Consider the following 16,726-nt stretch of genomic DNA (forward strand, 5'->3'; position numbering starts at 1 on the left):
GATTCCTATTCTTCCCATCCGGATGCTTCTCTGTATACATTCATAAGTTCTTCGCCGAAGACTTCCTCTTCCCATTGGTCATAAACAGGGAGCATCGCTTCCCTGAATGCTTCGGTATTTACATCATCATTGATCTGCATGCCGTTCTCTTCGAGTTCAGTGAGGTATTCCTCTTCTTTCGTGTCATTCATTTCGGCAACCTCTTCTGAAATGCTGGACGCTTCATCCTTTATGAGCTGCTGGTCCTCTTCTGAAATCTGATCCCAAGTATCCGTTTCGACCACCATCATTACAGTGTTGTAGAAGTGGCCCGTCAATGAGAGATAATCCTGGACTTCATAGAATTTTGCTGCATTGATGACTGACAGCGGATTCTCCTGTGCATCCAGTGCACCCTGCTGAAGGGCACCGTATACTTCACTGAAAGCCATGACCGTCGGCAATGCGCCCACCTGTTCGAATGCATCAACCCTGAGTGCCGTTTCCGCTACACGGATATTCACACCTTCAAGGTCTTCCGGCTCGACAATCGGCTTTTCATTATTGGTGACATGCCTCGGCCCCCACTCAAGGTATCCGATCTGGGTCAGCCCCTGTTCGGAGATGATATCTGCGAGCTGTTCACCGAATTCACCCTTATATGCTTCACGTGCATGCTCGACGTCCTTCCACATATATGGAAGATCTTCGATGGCCATCTTCATATCAAGCGTCTGCATGGAACCGATCATGATGGCTCCTGCCTGCATGGAACCCACTTGGATCTGTTCAAGCATTTCCGTTTCGGATCCCAGCTGGCTGTCCGGGTAGATATCGAATTCCACGCGCCCTTCCGTCTCTTCTGCCACCGTCTCCGCCATTTCATCAATCTTGTCGGCAGCAGGTGTTCCCGGTGACAACGCATGACCCAACTGCAGCGTCACCGTCTCAGTGTTCTCCGCACTGCCGGATGACTCCCCTGACGACTCACCTTCCTCACCCGATCCTCCACATGCAGTCAATACGAACGACATGCCTACTGCAGCAACTAAACCTGAAAATTTCTTCATCATTTCCCTCTCCTCATTAAAATGCGTTTTTTTGCATAATGTATACAAAATATTAAACCAATAGTTATAAGGTGTCAATATTTATTAATATTATTGTATTATTATAAATTATATTCATATATATGCAGAGGTTGCGTTCATACCCTTATAAAACTATAATTAGCGCTATATGCAGTTGAACAATAAAGGAGGGCTTGCATGCTGAAGATGAACACAATAGCAGAGAAACTCGAAGTGCCCGGCATACGGGTATTCGCCAACAGGGTTGCTGAATATGAAGATGGGGTGAATCTCACCATCGGACAGCCGGATTTTCCGACACCAGAAAACATCAAGGAAGCCGGCATGGCTGCCATACGTGAAAATAGAACAGGATATTCCCATAATGCAGGACTGCCACAGCTGAGACGCAGCGTTTCAAACTTTTTCATGGAAACATACGGCTTCAAATATGCACCTGAAGATGAAATTATTGTTACCAACGGAGCCAGTGAAGCACTGGATTCTGTGCTGAGGACGATCCTCGAGCGTGGGGACGAAGTCATACTCCCCTCCCCCTCATATTCCGGCTATGAGGCATTGATCAGATTGAATGGTGGTGTACCTGTCCACCTGGACATTTCCGGTACGAATTTCAAGCCTGAGGCACCTGAAATCAAAAAACTGATTACAGAACGCACGAAGGCGATAATATTCAATCATCCATCAAACCCGACAGGCGTCTCCCTTTCACATGAGGAAACGGGGGAGATCACAACCATGCTTGCAGAGGAGAGCATATTCGTCATATCCGATGAAATATACAGTGAAAACACTTTTGCTGGAAAACATGTCTCCTTTGGTGCCTTCGATGCTCTGCGTGACCGACTGTTCATTATTCATGGCCTGTCGAAATCCCATGCCATGACGGGCTGGCGTCTCGGTTTTGTGCTTGGGCCGGCGGACTTCATGAAGTATGTGCTCAGAGTCCATCTGAACAACTCCATCTGCGCTTCCCTCCCCAGCCAGCATGCTGCAATCGAAGCCCTCGACAACACGAGAAGCTTTCCGGGAGAAATGAACGAGAGATATATCAAACGCAGGGACTTCATTCATAAGAAGTTGAACGATATGGGATTGGAATGCGAGACACCCACCGGTGCTTTCTATATCTTCCCAAGTGTAGAGAGGACTGGACTCGATGACCTCACATTTGCTGAAAGACTGTTGTCGGAAGAGCATGTCGCCGTTGTACCCGGGTCTACATTTTCCAAAGAAGGCAGAAACCATATAAGAATTTCGTACGCCAGTTCCATGGAGAACCTGGAAGAGGGGATGCGCCGCATGGAGCATTTCCTTGAGAAACACCGGAAAAGTCAAGTATAGATAGAGATCCTAATCAATAAGGGAGGACCATCGATGTTCTGGAACACACAGCAGCAGCTCGAAGATCTAATATGCCAGCTGGTATCATGGGACAGCCGTACAGGTACCGAAGGGGAACTGCACTTTCCCTTCAAGCTGAAAGATGAACTGTCGAAACTCGACTACTATAAGGCGCACCCAGACCATATCGCATTGCACGATGCCGGCAGGGAGCGGAATGCACTCACTGCCCTCTGCAGGCATGATGACGCCAAAAAGACAATTGTTCTGATGAGTCATTTCGATACTGTACATACAAAGGAGTTCGGCTCCAAGAGCCACCTTGCGTTCACGCCGCGTGAACTCGGCAACCGCTTCAAGGAAATTGCGGATGACTTTTCACCGGATAATAGAAAGGACGCCCTCTCTGGTGAATACTTATACGGCCGCGGCACGATGGACATGAAGATGGGCATCGCCCTGCATATGCATCTGATCGAGAAGGCTGCTGCAGAGGACTGGCCGATCAACCTCCTGCTCATGACCGTACCCGATGAGGAAGTGGACTCCGCCGGCATGCGTGCCGCTGTGGACCAGTTGGAGTCCATCTCAGATGAACATGGACTGGACTACTCGCTGTTCCTCAACAGTGAACCGAGCTTCACCCAGTATCCTGACGACCCGAACTACTACTTCTATTCTGGATCCATTGGAAAAATCATGCCCTCGGCCCTCTTCTATGGTGTGGAAACACATGTGGGTGAACCGTTACGGGGCCTCAACGCCCACTATATGGCGTCATTCCTGAACCAGCAGATGGAATTCACGGACATTTTCTCTGAGGAGGAATACGGTGAGAAGACGCCACTGCCGGTTTCACTGAAATATTACGATATGAAGGAAGACTATTCCGCCCAGACATCAAACCACGTTGCTGTGCTATACAACGTATTCACGATGCAGCAGAATGCCGAAGATATCTTCAGCAAATACCATTACCTGGTTGAGCAGACGATGAACCAGTGCCAGAAGCAGTATGAAGAAATCTGCCAGCGGGAAAACATACCGCCGGTCGGCAGGATCCGCACGATGTCCTATCAGGATCTGCATGCATACCTCGTCAAAAAGTTCGGCCAGGAAAAGGTCGATGACATCATTTCCGACTACATCGGCCGGGACGACCTGGATGACCGTGAAAAGTCTACGCACATCGCGAACCGCATGATCACCTACTGCAAAGAGCTTGTACCGCTCGTCGTCACACTCTTTGCGCCGCCATACTATCCTGCAGTCAATGCTTCAGAAGATTCCCTCGTCAGAAGCATTTCGGCACTGACAAATGATTTCCTCGGCAAGGATTATGGCATCGAACCAAAGGAGATCCATTATTTCAACGGCATCTCGGACCTCAGCTACGTCACTTATGACAAGCATGATGACGGTTGGGAAACGTATCAGGACAACACGCCTGTATGGGGCAGGACATACTCGATCCCATTCGAGTCCATGCAGAAGCTCCAGGCACCGCTCATCAACATCGGCCCGTTCGGCAAGGATCCGCACAAGCTCACCGAACGGCTCCACAAGAAGAGTGCTTTTGAAATTACACCGAAATTGCTGGAGGCTGTAGTAAAGCACTGCATCGACCACTAGAAATAAACACCCACGCGTAAAAACAGGCGATCGAGATGAACTCGATCGCCTGTTTTCTATATCCCATATCTTCACCTGATCATGCGTTCTGCTTCTCTGTTGTGAATGCCCCTTGCATCGACACCATATCCTTTTCCTGAAAGTTCAACAAACAGCAGGAAGCTGGAGTAGACGCCTGGGTAGCCCAGCGTCAATGACAGACGGTCGATCTGTACAGGTCCTTCCATCATCACCTTCATCAGGTTCTTTTTCGCATCCATCGACTTGTACAGGTCGAGGTTGTGTGAGATGTCCATCCTGTTCATCACTGCCACAAGCTGTTATGTCGCCGTATTTCCTGTATACGTCAGGAGCGAGCCCCCTTCCCTTCAAATTCCGCGGACACGATGTCATCCTTGACCACCTCTTTAAGTATCGGTGTATTGTGTGCCCGAGGTTGCCTCATATACGATACCTGCCAATTCAAGTTGCTCCTTCAAGCTTTGGATGCCATTTGAAATGACCACGAGACCATTCTCTTCAGCCTTTTGGGTCCCTTAGAATGCTCCTTTAGAAAATTTCCGGCATAAACCTCCCCAAGTGCATCCCTGACCGGTCTGCGGCTGAATCCAAGTTCGTGGGACAAGCGTTTTCCATCAGGGCCTCCCTTTTTGCATTTCCCGATACGATGCCTTTGCGAAGGTGATTTATAATTTGATAAGCGATATTCGTTTTGGTCATCAAATTGTTTTCACCTCCGTGGATATTCTGAAGTTTAGACAGTATACATTGCCTACGTTTTAGAAGCTGGTGGCAAAGAGTCAAGTAAAAATTCAGAAATTTATCCCTTTGATTTTTAAATGCCGAGCAGGATGAGGCATATGGGTATTGTAATCAGGCTGATCAATGTGGTCACCAATGTAGAGAAGGAAACGAGGTTGGGCTTTACATTGAACTGCACTGCAAGCATGGTCGAGTTGGCGGCAACAGGCATGGCGTTCAGTATGATGAATACCAGTTTCATCGTCTCATCCACCGGCATGAAGAGGACGAGGATTGCTGCCACTATGGGTGAAATGAGCATACGGACGACAACGACAGTTGTAATATCCTTCACTTCAAACTTCTCTTTCGTAATCTGTGCAAGCTGCATTCCGAGGATCAGCATGACGACTGGAATCGCCGCATTGCCTGTCATCTGTATGATCTCCATCAGCTTGTCATCGATTGTAATGTTGCCAAGCTGCAGTAGGACACCCGCCAGTGCGCCATATATGACCGGAATCCTGAAGATGCTTGCGAGTGCTTCCTTGGCAGATATCGTTGCCCCATTGCCGAAGGAGGCGATGAATATGCCGACCGTACTGATGATGAAACCGTGCAGCACCATCAGGACTATGGCGTAGTCGAATGCAGTCGCCCCGATTGCAAACAGCACGACGGGGGAACCATAGTTGCCGCTGTTCGGAAACAGGGTACCGAGCAGCATCGCCGAAATGTCCTCCTTCCCCGACCTCATGAAAAGACCTATGGCTACGGTCACTCCAGCAAGAATGGCTGTAATGACCAGGGAGAATATGAACAGATACAGATAGTCGACCGTGATTGCGTTGCTGTAGAATGTATCGAAGGTCAGCAGCGGCAGCAGTATGTATAACGATAATGCGGAGATTGATTTTATATCCATGTGAAGCAGTTTCTGGGCTATATATCCTGTAGCGAATATAAGAAAAACCGGGAGTACAATCATCACAAGTTGCATCATCTTCACCTTCCTTTCGTATTTTCAGCCTCTTTCCATCATAGATTATTATGGCATCAAAAAGAAGCCAGGCAGATGCCTGACTTCAATATTCAAAACTAGCTTCTTCTTAGGAAGAGCACGATTGCTGCAATGATGCCGAGCAGGAAGAGGACGACTGCCCCGATGATCAGCCCGATATTCGAACCGCCTGATTCAGTCTGCTCGCTCTCCTGTGCAGTATCGACCGCTTCTTCACTGGTCTCATCCTCTGCTGTCTCCTCAGTGGATGCTTCGCTGTCTTCCGTCTCTTCTTCTGTTGCTTCTTCAGTATCTTCACTTTCCTCATTGGAGGATTCAGCATTCGATTCTGTCGTTTCTTCTTCAGCACTCTGCTCTGAAGTTGCCTCGGATGAAGGTTCGGCACTTTCTTCCTGGCTTGGTTCGCCAGTCAATTCTTCTGTACTTTCCTCAGCGGAAGGTTCTGTACTCTCTTCTCCCGTTACTTCCTCAGTACTCTGCTCTGAGGTTGCTTCTGATGAAGGCTCGGCGCTTTCTTCCTGGCTTGGTTCGCCAGTCAGTTCTTCTGTGCTTTCCTCAGTGGAAGGTTCTGTACTCTCTTCTCCCGTTGCTTCCTCAGCACTCTGCTCTGAGACTGCTTCTGATGAAGGCTCGGCGCTTTCTTCCTGGCTTGGTTCGCCAGTCAGCTCTTCTGTGCTTTCCTCAGCGGAAGGTTCTGTGCTCTCTTCTCCCGTTGCTTCCTCAGAACTTTGTTCGGAGGTTGCTTCTGATGAAGGTTCTGTGCTCTCTTCTTCCGTTGCCTCTTCAGTACTTTCTTCTGCAACTTCCGGTTCTTCATTATTCTGCAAAGCTGTAGACAGCGCCGAACGCGCTTCATCCAGCTGGTCCTGCGTAGCCTGATTGTCATTCAGCAGTGCATTGGCATTCTCAAGTGCAGATTGCAGTTCTGGCGTCCTGGAGGCGACCGGCACCTGTTCTGCCTCATTGACCGTCTGTTCCAGTCCTGACGTATCCACTTCAGGCGCATCGCTTACATTCGTCGTCGTGGCGGTCCTGAAATAGGAATTCAGCAATGGCCTGTCATTCTGGTCCATTGCCCGGACATGATATTTGTATGTCGTTGAAGTATCGAGTCCTCTGTCCTGGTAGTTCGCTGCCTGCGTCGTATCGATCAGCTGATCATCACGGTATATTTCATAGTATGCTGCACCTTCAAGTGCATCCCATGAAATTTCCACAGTATTGCCTGTGACACCCTGAACGGTCACCAGCCTGTTGTGGAACGTCTCCATGAATTGATAAGTCTGTGGAGCACGCTCGGCCAGACGGGCGCCTGCATTGCCGCCCAGATAATACATCGCAAATGTTTCTGCGAAATATTCACCCGGAGTATTGAAGTAGCCCGGCACCTGATGGTCACGGAAAAGGTTGTCCTTCTCCTGCGCCATGATATCCCTGAATGCCTGCGACTCACTTACTGTGAATCCTGCTGCATAGCTGTCCACGGCATGGCCGTATTCGTGGAGCTCGAGATTGATTGTCGAGTGTGAGTTCCCGGGATTGCTGTATCCGATCCGTGCGGCAGTCGTATAACCGCCGGCGCCCGGGACATCATCCCAGGTGCGTCCTGTGCCTTCCCAGCCTCTCGGTGTCACACCCGATAGATATTCGAATTCCGGCAGCTCCGTGAGCGGCTGATCCATAAGTATGATTCTGACGCCTGCGCGGTTCGTATGTGCCAGGATCCGTTCATCGACCCTTGCGAGCCGGTTGATCATCGCCTGGGCTTCATTTGCATCATAGCTTCCGTCATTGTCCCTGACTTCGACCATATTCTGTAGACTCGGGCTGGCAGCAGATGCCTGCTGGGACGCAAATCCAGTAAACATTAACATGAGTCCAAGAGCCATCACAATTCCTGTGAGGGTTTTCTGTTTCATATTCTTCCCCTACCTTCGCATATGTTACCTGGTATTTCTCTTCCCTTAAATCGGATGTTTAGACACGAAGTTTATCCTCATTTGATGTTATTCTACACTATAGTGCCAAACCCGTTTAAAGGCAACCAAAAGAAGACAATCTTCCAGAATCTTTCACAATTGACTCTAGTAGACTGTCTTCCCTTCACTACACATCACAATGGATTTTCAGACACATTTCTGAAGAAACGATGATGATGATTCACCCCATAGTGTCTAAACAGACTCCTGAAAAATAAAAATGACCATCCGTCATATGAATGCAGAATGGCCACACCTTCAGCAGTATCTAGGTCAGACTTTCCCTCACGACTTTCTTGTAGTGGACCAGTGACAGCAGTGCAAAAAGGGAATAGAAAAGTGCATATACACCCATCACAATCAGCATCGGCGTCCACATTTCAGTGCCAAAAAGGAACCATCCGGCGTTCACTGCGAAATAGGCATGCAGCAGGCCGATCAGCAGTGGCACCCCGAAGGTGATGATCATTTTGAACGATAGCCCCCTGATGATTTCACGTTCCGAAAAGCCGAGTTTCCTGAGTACATTGTAGCTCCCCTTTTCATCCTCGCTTTCGCCGACCTGCTTGAAATAGAGGATGCATCCTGATGTCACGAGAAAGGCGAAGCCGACAAAAGCAATGACGAACATTGTCATGCCAGAAGCCTGGAGCTGACCCGTTTGCTGCTGTATTTTCGATTCGAAGAGCGGGTTTTCCTCATGATCCATCATGTTCAATATATCCATGCTGTCGCCTTCAGTGATATCGATGGCATGCAACATCTTGACGCCCTGCTCCTGCACCTCTTCGGACTGATGCTCGGAGAGCTCCTGATAAACCGTTTCATCGACAATGGCTGTAGGTGAACCGTAGGAAACCATGCTCGGGAGAACCGCCGCCTCCTGTATGTCAACGAGTTCAAGGGAGCGTTCGTAGTCACCCGAGACGAATGTCATGGGTGCATGCAATGTATAGTTTATGAAGGTCTGCATGACACTCGGCGTGCCGGTGATGATGGTTTCATTGGGACCGAGTGCGACTGAACCAAAATGCGCCTCACTCACAACATTCACATACAGAGTCGAACCGTTAAAATCCAGTGCCTCGAGATCAGCGCTGATTGCACCTTCCGTCTTTGCCTCGTAGTCGACCGCCGGCATTTGGATGCTTTCGTAATCCACTCCTTCCTCATCGAGGAGGTCTTCATAGAATTCCAGCGCTTCCTCTTCATGGAACACGTAATCATGCGGCATCGTGTTTTCGACCATCTTCTCTGTAGAGTAGTAGGTGATATAGGACAGCGACATGAGGCCGATGCTGAGGGCACTGATGACGACGATCAGTGTCAGCAGGAATGCATTGGACTTCATCTTGAACATGATTCTCGTCAGGGAGAGGACATCCGTCACATTCACGTGTCCCTTCTTCGATTTTCTGATCATGTTCAGCACGAAGGCAACTGAAAACTTGAAAGTGATATATGTCCCGATGATCGTCAGCCCCAGTACACCGAATACAAGCAGAAAGATGAGCGTGATATTTTCCATCAGCTGTGTAGAGAAATAATAGCCGACTGCAACCATAACGAGGCCAAGGATGCCCATCAGCACTGTACCTGCACCGAGACGCCTTGTATCCGATTCGCTTGTACGGTTCATCGTCATCATCTGCAGCAGTCTTGTCCGCTTCAGGAAAATGAAATTCTGGATCATCAGCAGAATGAATATGCCGATGAACAGCAGCGCCGTCTTGCCCACTGCCGCCATTGAAAAGTTGAGTCCGACGGAAAGTTCGACCTGCATGATCCTGAGCAGGATCATCATCAGCATCCTCGACAGCAGGAACCCGAAAAGGATGCCCACCATCAGGCTGCCGAAGTAGATGATGGCATTCTCCAGCACCAGTATCCTGAACACTCTGCCCCGGTTGAGTCCGATGAGCTGGAAGAGCGCCAGTTCTTGGTTCCTCCGCTTCAGGAAAATCGTATTTGCGAACATTACGAACGTGACGATGATGACGATCAACAGGACTGAACCGACTATAAAGCCGGTAGACATCATCGTGCCTGAAGACAATTCCTCGGCGGCACTCTCGTCCTTCGACATAAGGACGAAAGAAAAGTACAGGGAAACGCTGAAAATGAGCGCGAAGATATACAATCCATAGTTTTTGATGTTCCTGAAGAAATTCTTCAGGATGATGCGGTTAAGATTCAACGCCGACACCGCCCAGCACGCTCTGTGTATTCATGATTTCCTTATAGAATTCCTCCTGGGGACGCCCGCCCCGACGCAGCGTCGAATATACCAGTCCATCCTTCAGGAAGATCACCCTGCCCGAGTAGCTTGCAGCAGTCGCGTCGTGTGTCACCATCATGATGGTGGACCGGCTTGCCACATTCATCTGCTGGAGTTTCTTAAGAAGATTGCTAGCCGACTTCGAGTCCAATGCCCCTGTCGGCTCATCGGCAAAAATGATTTTCGGCTGATGTATGAATGCCCGGGCGGCGCTGGTACGCTGCTGCTGGCCGCCGGATATTTCATTCGGATACTTTCCACTCAGTTCATGGATGCCGAGTTCCCCGGCCACCCGTTCGAACTGACGGTCCACCTCATCCTTCTTCATATTCCGAATGGACAGCGGAAGCAGGATATTCTCCTTCACAGTCAGTGTATCAAGCAGGTTGTATTCCTGGAAGATGAACCCGAGATCATTCTTTCTGAAGTGCGCAAGCTGCTTGTCCTTCATTTGGGTAATATCCGCGCCTTCAATCTGTATATGGCCGCTGCTCACACGATCGATTGAGCTCAGTACATTGAGCAGGGTTGTCTTCCCGGACCCTGATGCCCCCATGATGGATACGAATTCACCCTTTTCGATATTCATATCAATCCCTTTCAGTACTTCTGTCCGGTTGAATCTGTTGCCATAGGACTTTTTGATGTCCTTTGCTTCCAGTATCATAATGACGCCTCCATCTGTTTTTTATCATACTTATATTCTATATGTATCCTGTCGGACAATCGTTCGATTTACATGACAGAAACAGAAGACCATGTGACATTTTCGTCACATGGTCTTCACTCTATGGAAAGTATTCTGCCCCGGAAAAATGATTACGACCCGTGTGCCTTCCCCATATTCGGAATCCACTTCAATTTTCATATTCATGGCCGCTGCAGCTTCCTGTGCAAGGTACAGCCCCATGCCGGTTGCCTGTGCATCCTCATGATCGCTGGTCGATGTAAAGCCTGCTTCGAATATCCGGGGGAGGTCCTCACTCCGAATTCCCCTGCCATGGTCGGTGACAGTGAGGACAAGCCGCCCATCTTCCATGGCGCTGCTGATGCGCACATCATCATCATCCGTATATTTGACACTGTTTGTAATGATCTGGTCAAGGATGAACGTGAGCCATTTGACATCCGTCTCCACTTCTTGTACTGCCAGGTCGATATCAAAGCCGACCCCCTTCTCCATGCACAGGCGTCTGACCTTCTGGATGCTCCGCCTTACAAGCGGTTCAATTTCAACGCTTTCGAAATAGAGGTCATTCCGGATGTTCGGCAGGCGCTTCATATACAGCATCTCATTCAGCATGCCATCAAGCCGCTGCCATTCATTGGCAAGCTTCGCCTTCTCCCGGCCTTCCAGATCGTCGATCAGCAGATTCATCGTCGTCATAGGCATCTTCATGTCATGGATCCAGCGGGTAAGGCCGTCCAGGCTTTCCTTCGTTCGGCCAGACTCCGCGTCCAGCCGCTCGTCATGCGAGCGCTTCACCCTGATCAGACGCTCATGGATGGCCTGCTGCTCGGCCGTGACGGGCAGGGGCAGTGTGTCGATGTCCTCCACTTTCTCCAGGGAAAGCAGTTCCCTCTTATACTGCATCCCCCTCGTATACTGCCATGCCACGAAAATGACGAGGAGCACACTATTGATGGCGACGATATAGAGGACGGAAAGATCCGGGATGGACGCATCCAGAAGCCCAAGCAGGAGGATCATTCCATTGAAAAGGAGGAACAGGAGCCACCAGGGCAGGTGCTGCTTCAGATACATCAGTCTCACTCCTTCAGCATATAGCCTATTCCGGTTTTTGTAATAATGGCATCCTCAAGACCCATCTCCTCGAGCTTTTTGCGTATGCGGTTGATATTGACGGTCAGCGTATTATCACTGATGAACTTCGCATCATCCCACAACTGTTCGATAAGCGTCTCCCTTGGAACCACCTGATTCCTGCTTCCGATGAGTATGGAGAGGATGAAGGATTCGTTTTTGGTAAGGTCAAGGACAGTCCCCTCCCTCGAGACCGTGAGCTTTTTGAAGTCAAACACCGCGTCACGGAATCCGACCACATCAACCTCCTGCTGCCTGTACTGGTAGGCACGTCTCAGGAGCGCCTGGACCTTCGCCACCAGTACTTCGAAGTTGAAGGGTTTCTGTATATAGTCGTCGCTGCCCATCTGCATGCTCATCACCATATCCGACGGATGATCCCGTGAAGACAGGAAGATGATCGGCACGCTCGATATATCGCGGATCCGCCTGCACCAGTAGAACCCGTCATATTTCGGCAGCGTAATATCGATGATGACCAGGTCCGGCTCAGACTGGATGAAGTCATGCACGACATTGCCGAAATCGGACACCCCCGTGACCGTGTGATTCCATTCCTCAAGGCGTGATTTCAATTCGTCATAAAGCGTCATGTCGTCTTCAACAATGAATATTTTCGACATTATGGCTTCCCCCGATTTCTTTTGAGAAAAATAAATATCCAGTTCCCATTATAGAGGAAACTGGATATTTTGCATCGTTTTCTATGACTGTATCGTGTAGTCCGTCTGCATGTCCCACTCATGGACCTCATAATGACGGGCGCCGCTTGTCACATATGGATCCTGTCTGACGAGGGCTTCTACCGCTTCAAGTGATTCTCCCCGATAGATGACGAGCCCGCCGGCGCCATCGGCAAACCTTCCATACATGAAAACATTCCCGGCTTCCCTCTGATCCTTCAGGAAGTCGAGGTGCTGCTGACGGTATTCCTTACTTTTCTGTGCATCCTTCATTGGTGCCAATGCTGCAAAATATTTCATTCCATCCCTCTTTCCAAATATTCTTTCCTATATATTACCATTATATCTCAGTTTTCTTCTATATCTGTTTGGCTTTCAGGAGCAGCCTCAGGAAATAGGGGCCGCCGATCAGTGCCACTACGATGCCCGTCGGGATGATCATCGGGGCAAGGAGAAGCTTGCCGACAAGATCCGCTCCTGTGAGGAGCACCCCGCCGATCAGCAGGGAAGAGAAGAACAGGACCTTCATATTCTGACCGAACAGGAGCCTTGAGATGTGCGGTGCAATCAGACCGATGAAGCTTATGGCACCACATACGCTCACCGCAAGGCTCGAGAGCATCGCAGACAGGATGATCAGAATGATCTTTTCCTTGTTCACATTCATGCCAAATCCGATCAGCATTTCATCATCCAGGTTCAGCATCCCCATCTCCCTGATGCGGAAGAAGACAAAAGCCGCGATGATCAGGATATACGGCACCGATATGAAGACGAACGGCCATGTATCCCCCCATATGTTACCGGCGAAATAACGGTTCAGCATCTCCATCTGGGTTTCGTCGAACATGGACGTGAATACATAGACGAATCCAGTCACTCCCATCGCCGTAGCAATACCGATGAGGATGAATATGTTGCTTTTGAACGTCCCGCCCATGAATGACAGGAAGAAGATGATGAGTACCGTCGCCAAGCCCCCGATGAAGCTCATCAGAGGCAGTGCATACAGGTGCTGGCTCATAGACCCGCTGACGAACATGATGAAGAGGACCACGCCGAATCCGCTGCCGGCATTGACACCGATGATGCCTGGATCGGCAAGTGGATTCTTCGAGATGACCTGCAGTATGAGACCGCTCAGTGCAAGGGCGGCGCCACAGACCAGGGTGACGATGATGCGCGGCATCCTGAACTCGAACAGTACGAGCCGCACATCCTCCCCTGCCTGATTGATCAGCAGATCTATCAGGTCGCCAGGAGCCAGACTGAAGGTTCCCGTAAGCAGATGAGTGACTACGATTGCGATGAGCAGGGCGATGATGATGATGAATTTCATACTGTTACGCATATTTCCGCCCCCGCTTCTTGATGATATAGATGAAGAAAGGCAGGCCAATCACCGCAATGATGGCGTTGACAGGTGTTTCATTGAACACTCTGGCGAACATGTCGGACAGGGCGAATATCATCGCTCCGAGCATCCCGGTATAGATGATGGTGAACCGGTGCATATTGCCGAAAAGCATTTTGACGATGTGGGGCACAAGCAATCCCAGGAACACCACGTTACCCACCATGGCGACGGCCATGCTTGCAAGCATGATGGCAAGAACCAGCGTCACTCCGCGATAGAGTGTCTGATTCTGGCCGAGCGAAACCGCCATTTCGTCCCCGAACAGAAGGATATCAAGCTCTTTCGCCAAAAAGAGCAGTACCGTGACGAGCACCAGGGCAATCGGAAAGACCAGGACGATGTTCGACATCGACTGTCCGGCAGCACCGCCTGCCGTGAAGAACGCAACATACTGGCCCAGGCCGAATGTGATCACCAGAAAATCCGTCACCGCATAAAGCAGGAGGCTGATTCCAGCGCCGGCCAGGATCAGGTGCATCGGGGAACGGTAGCGGGTCATTGAAAGGATCACCAGCCCGACCAGCATGCCACCGATGAAACCGATGCCCATCACCCCGATGAATGGCAGTGTAGGCAGCAGCAGTGCCCCGACGATGATCGCCAGGTTGGCCCCGGCATTGATGCCGAGTATGCTCGGCTCACTCAGGTCATTGTGCGTGACGGACTGGAGGACGAGACCCGATATGCTGATCATGAAACCGGCGAGAAGTGCGCCGAGCACACGGGGCATCCGGATTTCGTACAGGATCTGATGGGCCTGATCCGTCATGTCCAGGCTGAAGATCACCTCAAGCACCTGCTGGAGCGTGTATGTATTCGTTCCGAACATCATCGCTGCCACAAAAGACAAAAGAATGCCCATCGCTACGATGGGCAAAGGATACCATTTACGATCCATGCTGGACCTCTTTGACTGTCTGGCAGAACAGATCGTAATCTGCAAGAATCGGTTTGCCTGTCAGCGGATCGATGGTGATTTTTCCATTGATGTTGAATACATTGTTCAGGATGTCATTTGTCAGCACATCGGTCGGATGGCCACTTTCTATGATTTCACCCTGATCCATGATGATGAGGTGATCGGAATATTTTATTGCGTGGTTGATGTCATGCAGCACCATCACGACCGTCTGCTTCGTCTGTTCATTCAGCCGTTTGACGATGTTAAGTGTCTCAAGCTGGTGGTGGATGTCGAGATATGTCGTCGGTTCGTCGAGCAGCAGGACGTCTGCCCCCTGCGCGAGGAGCAGGCTGATCCATACGCGCTGTGCCTGACCACCCGAGAGTTCACTCATCATGCGTTCGCTGAACTCGATGGCGCCGGTCTCCTTGAGTGCCCAATCGATGATCTTGTAATCATCCGGTTTCAGGCTCTGGAACCGTTTCAGATGGGGATACCGGCTGAAGCTCACCAGGTCGCGCACTTTGACATCATACTGGAGACGGTTCTTCTGGGAGAGTATGCCGACCTTTTTGGCGACATCCTTCGACTTCATCTGACGGATGTCCATATCGTTGATATAGACACCGCCCTCCTTGGCTGAGATGATTCTCGAAATCGTCTTCAGCATCGTCGACTTGCCGCAGCCGTTCGGGCCGATGATGGTCGTCACCTTGCCCTCCACCAGTTCCATATTGATGCGGTTGAGGATCGTGCGCTCATTCAGTTCGACTTTTATATCTTTCAGCATTACACTCGTCATCCATGACACCTGCCTATTTTTATTTCGTCAATGCGTCTACAATGATCTCCTTCTGATATTCCAATGAATAAGGGTCGTTATAGTAGAATGTCGGGGAATCGAATTCGATGACATTGTCATTCTGTACAGCGTCGAGGCCGTTCCATACTTCCGTGTCCTTGTAGGCATTGTCCGCACCGGAATCGCCTGTGCCGACGAACATGTAGTCGCCCGCATATTTCTCTATCTCCTCAGCGGAAATCTTCTTCCAGCCGGCTTCGACGACTTCGTCCTGGACGGCTTCAGGCACTTTTACATCCAGTCCCTGATAGATGATTTCGGTGCCGCGGCCCCAGTTTGTACCATATACATATATGTCTTTGGCGAACTGTTCTATGACGCTTGCGGTTGTGTCTTCACCGATTGCTTCCTGGACCACTTCGCGGTCCTCTTCAAGTTCTGCTTCCCAGTTCTCGATCCACTCTTCCGCCTTCTCTTCATTGCCTGTAATCTTGCCGAGCTCCCTGTGGATGTCAAGATAGTTCCACTTGGCATAATCGATTGGAATTGTAGGAGCTACCGCTTCCAGTTTATCTAAATTTTCGTCGGAATTAAAGGTAATTATCAAATCCGGGTCAACGTTCATCACTTGTTCAATATTTCCCTCTTCAATCAGCTCGATACCCTCAGTGTATGGCTCGAGCACTTCGCTTTCCGTCACCCTCGCATGTGCGCCGACAACGTTGGCATCCATATGCATCAGATTCCCGAAATAGCTCATCCCGAGGATGACGATGCGCTGGGGGTCTTCAGGGATCTCAATCTCTTCTCCTGCATCCGTAGTATATGTAACCATTTCTCCGGATTCATTGGAGCCGCCCCCTGCTTCCCCAGCTGCAGATTCGTCCGTAGCCTCTTCCGATGATTCTTCTGAATTGCCGCATGCCGCAAGAACCAGTACCATAAGCAGTGCGAATAAACTGATGAATTTCTTCATTTCCCTACCCCATTTTAAATTTATTTGAAATCGCGAGATTGATAATCATTCTCATTG

General features: G+C 49.9%; 15 protein-coding genes. 2 read left to right on the plus strand and 13 right to left on the minus strand.

Going from position 1 to position 16,726, the window contains the following annotated elements:
- Positions 1 to 5 precede the first annotated feature (5 nt).
- Positions 6 to 1,049 carry a DctP family TRAP transporter solute-binding subunit gene (locus EDC33_RS07810; protein ID WP_229716705.1) on the minus strand — a complete coding sequence of 348 codons (1,044 nt, stop codon included), beginning with the start codon at positions 1,047 to 1,049 and terminating at the stop codon, positions 6 to 8.
- A 198-nt stretch (positions 1,050 to 1,247) separates the two neighbouring features.
- Here EDC33_RS07810 and EDC33_RS07815 point away from each other — a divergent pair, with 198 nt between their 5' ends.
- Positions 1,248 to 2,414 (plus strand): aminotransferase class I/II-fold pyridoxal phosphate-dependent enzyme, encoded by a 1,167-nt coding sequence (locus EDC33_RS07815; protein WP_124010753.1) that lies wholly within the window; start codon positions 1,248 to 1,250, stop codon positions 2,412 to 2,414.
- A 33-nt stretch (positions 2,415 to 2,447) separates the two neighbouring features.
- On the plus strand, positions 2,448 to 4,046 hold the full coding sequence (locus EDC33_RS07820; RefSeq protein ID WP_124010754.1) for a M20/M25/M40 family metallo-hydrolase: 1,599 nt from the start codon (positions 2,448 to 2,450) through the stop codon (positions 4,044 to 4,046).
- A gap of 71 nt (positions 4,047 to 4,117) precedes the next feature.
- Here EDC33_RS07820 and EDC33_RS07825 read toward each other — a convergent pair whose 3' ends face one another.
- From EDC33_RS07825 to EDC33_RS07880, 12 genes are all read right to left on the minus strand, one after another.
- Entirely contained in the window at positions 4,118 to 4,351 is a 234-nt protein-coding gene (locus EDC33_RS07825) for a hypothetical protein (RefSeq protein WP_124010933.1), read from the minus strand.
- A 530-nt stretch (positions 4,352 to 4,881) separates the two neighbouring features.
- Positions 4,882 to 5,790, minus strand: a complete 909-nt coding sequence (locus tag EDC33_RS07830) for an AEC family transporter (RefSeq protein WP_346255833.1) — start codon at positions 5,788 to 5,790, stop codon at positions 4,882 to 4,884.
- Positions 5,791 to 5,885: 95 nt separating this feature from the next.
- Positions 5,886 to 7,727, minus strand: a complete 1,842-nt coding sequence (locus EDC33_RS07835; RefSeq protein ID WP_124010755.1) for an anthrax toxin lethal factor-related metalloendopeptidase — start codon at positions 7,725 to 7,727, stop codon at positions 5,886 to 5,888.
- A gap of 328 nt (positions 7,728 to 8,055) precedes the next feature.
- Positions 8,056 to 9,984, minus strand: coding sequence for an FtsX-like permease family protein (locus tag EDC33_RS07840; protein WP_124010756.1), 1,929 nt, complete (start codon positions 9,982 to 9,984; stop codon positions 8,056 to 8,058).
- Positions 9,974 to 10,735, minus strand: a complete 762-nt coding sequence (locus EDC33_RS07845; RefSeq protein WP_188358197.1) for an ABC transporter ATP-binding protein — start codon at positions 10,733 to 10,735, stop codon at positions 9,974 to 9,976. Before EDC33_RS07845 ends, EDC33_RS07840 begins: the two co-directional genes overlap by 11 nt.
- A 102-nt stretch (positions 10,736 to 10,837) precedes the next feature.
- Positions 10,838 to 11,830, minus strand: a complete 993-nt coding sequence (locus EDC33_RS07850; RefSeq protein ID WP_124010757.1) for a sensor histidine kinase — start codon at positions 11,828 to 11,830, stop codon at positions 10,838 to 10,840.
- A gap of 5 nt (positions 11,831 to 11,835) precedes the next feature.
- Entirely contained in the window at positions 11,836 to 12,513 is a 678-nt protein-coding gene (locus EDC33_RS07855) for a response regulator transcription factor (RefSeq protein ID WP_124010758.1), read from the minus strand.
- 81 nt (positions 12,514 to 12,594) lie between these two features.
- Positions 12,595 to 12,873, minus strand: coding sequence for a YciI family protein (locus tag EDC33_RS07860; RefSeq protein ID WP_124010759.1), 279 nt, complete (start codon positions 12,871 to 12,873; stop codon positions 12,595 to 12,597).
- Positions 12,874 to 12,931: 58 nt separating this feature from the next.
- Entirely contained in the window at positions 12,932 to 13,924 is a 993-nt protein-coding gene (locus tag EDC33_RS07865; RefSeq protein ID WP_124010760.1) for a FecCD family ABC transporter permease, read from the minus strand.
- Positions 13,917 to 14,888: a FecCD family ABC transporter permease gene (locus EDC33_RS07870; RefSeq protein WP_124010761.1), complete on the minus strand. Its 972-nt coding sequence runs from the start codon at positions 14,886 to 14,888 to the stop codon at positions 13,917 to 13,919. The genes EDC33_RS07865 and EDC33_RS07870 overlap by 8 nt, the downstream gene beginning before the upstream one ends.
- Positions 14,878 to 15,693 carry an ABC transporter ATP-binding protein gene (locus EDC33_RS07875; RefSeq protein ID WP_094906294.1) on the minus strand — a complete coding sequence of 272 codons (816 nt, stop codon included), beginning with the start codon at positions 15,691 to 15,693 and terminating at the stop codon, positions 14,878 to 14,880. Before EDC33_RS07875 ends, EDC33_RS07870 begins: the two co-directional genes overlap by 11 nt.
- A gap of 19 nt (positions 15,694 to 15,712) precedes the next feature.
- Positions 15,713 to 16,669 carry an ABC transporter substrate-binding protein gene (locus tag EDC33_RS07880; protein WP_124010762.1) on the minus strand — a complete coding sequence of 319 codons (957 nt, stop codon included), beginning with the start codon at positions 16,667 to 16,669 and terminating at the stop codon, positions 15,713 to 15,715.
- Positions 16,670 to 16,726: the final 57 nt, after the last annotated feature.

Source organism: Salinicoccus roseus (assembly GCF_003814515.1).
In the GTDB taxonomy this organism is placed as follows: domain Bacteria; phylum Bacillota; class Bacilli; order Staphylococcales; family Salinicoccaceae; genus Salinicoccus; species Salinicoccus roseus.

Coding starts and splice junctions, on each gene's coding strand:
- EDC33_RS07875 (WP_094906294.1), bottom strand. CDS start 15,693: ATGACGAGTGTAATGCTGAAAGATATAAAAGTCGAACTGAATGAGCGC.
- EDC33_RS07855 (WP_124010758.1), bottom strand. CDS start 12,513: ATGTCGAAAATATTCATTGTTGAAGACGACATGACGCTTTATGACGAA.
- EDC33_RS07865 (WP_124010760.1), bottom strand. CDS start 13,924: ATGCGTAACAGTATGAAATTCATCATCATCATCGCCCTGCTCATCGCA.
- EDC33_RS07815 (WP_124010753.1), top strand. CDS start 1,248: ATGCTGAAGATGAACACAATAGCAGAGAAACTCGAAGTGCCCGGCATA.
- EDC33_RS07880 (WP_124010762.1), bottom strand. CDS start 16,669: ATGAAGAAATTCATCAGTTTATTCGCACTGCTTATGGTACTGGTTCTT.
- EDC33_RS07860 (WP_124010759.1), bottom strand. CDS start 12,873: ATGAAATATTTTGCAGCATTGGCACCAATGAAGGATGCACAGAAAAGT.
- EDC33_RS07835 (WP_124010755.1), bottom strand. CDS start 7,727: ATGAAACAGAAAACCCTCACAGGAATTGTGATGGCTCTTGGACTCATG.
- EDC33_RS07850 (WP_124010757.1), bottom strand. CDS start 11,830: ATGTATCTGAAGCAGCACCTGCCCTGGTGGCTCCTGTTCCTCCTTTTC.
- EDC33_RS07830 (WP_346255833.1), bottom strand. CDS start 5,790: ATGATGCAACTTGTGATGATTGTACTCCCGGTTTTTCTTATATTCGCT.
- EDC33_RS07825 (WP_124010933.1), bottom strand. CDS start 4,351: ATGAACAGGATGGACATCTCACACAACCTCGACCTGTACAAGTCGATG.
- EDC33_RS07810 (WP_229716705.1), bottom strand. CDS start 1,049: ATGAAGAAATTTTCAGGTTTAGTTGCTGCAGTAGGCATGTCGTTCGTA.
- EDC33_RS07870 (WP_124010761.1), bottom strand. CDS start 14,888: ATGGATCGTAAATGGTATCCTTTGCCCATCGTAGCGATGGGCATTCTT.
- EDC33_RS07820 (WP_124010754.1), top strand. CDS start 2,448: ATGTTCTGGAACACACAGCAGCAGCTCGAAGATCTAATATGCCAGCTG.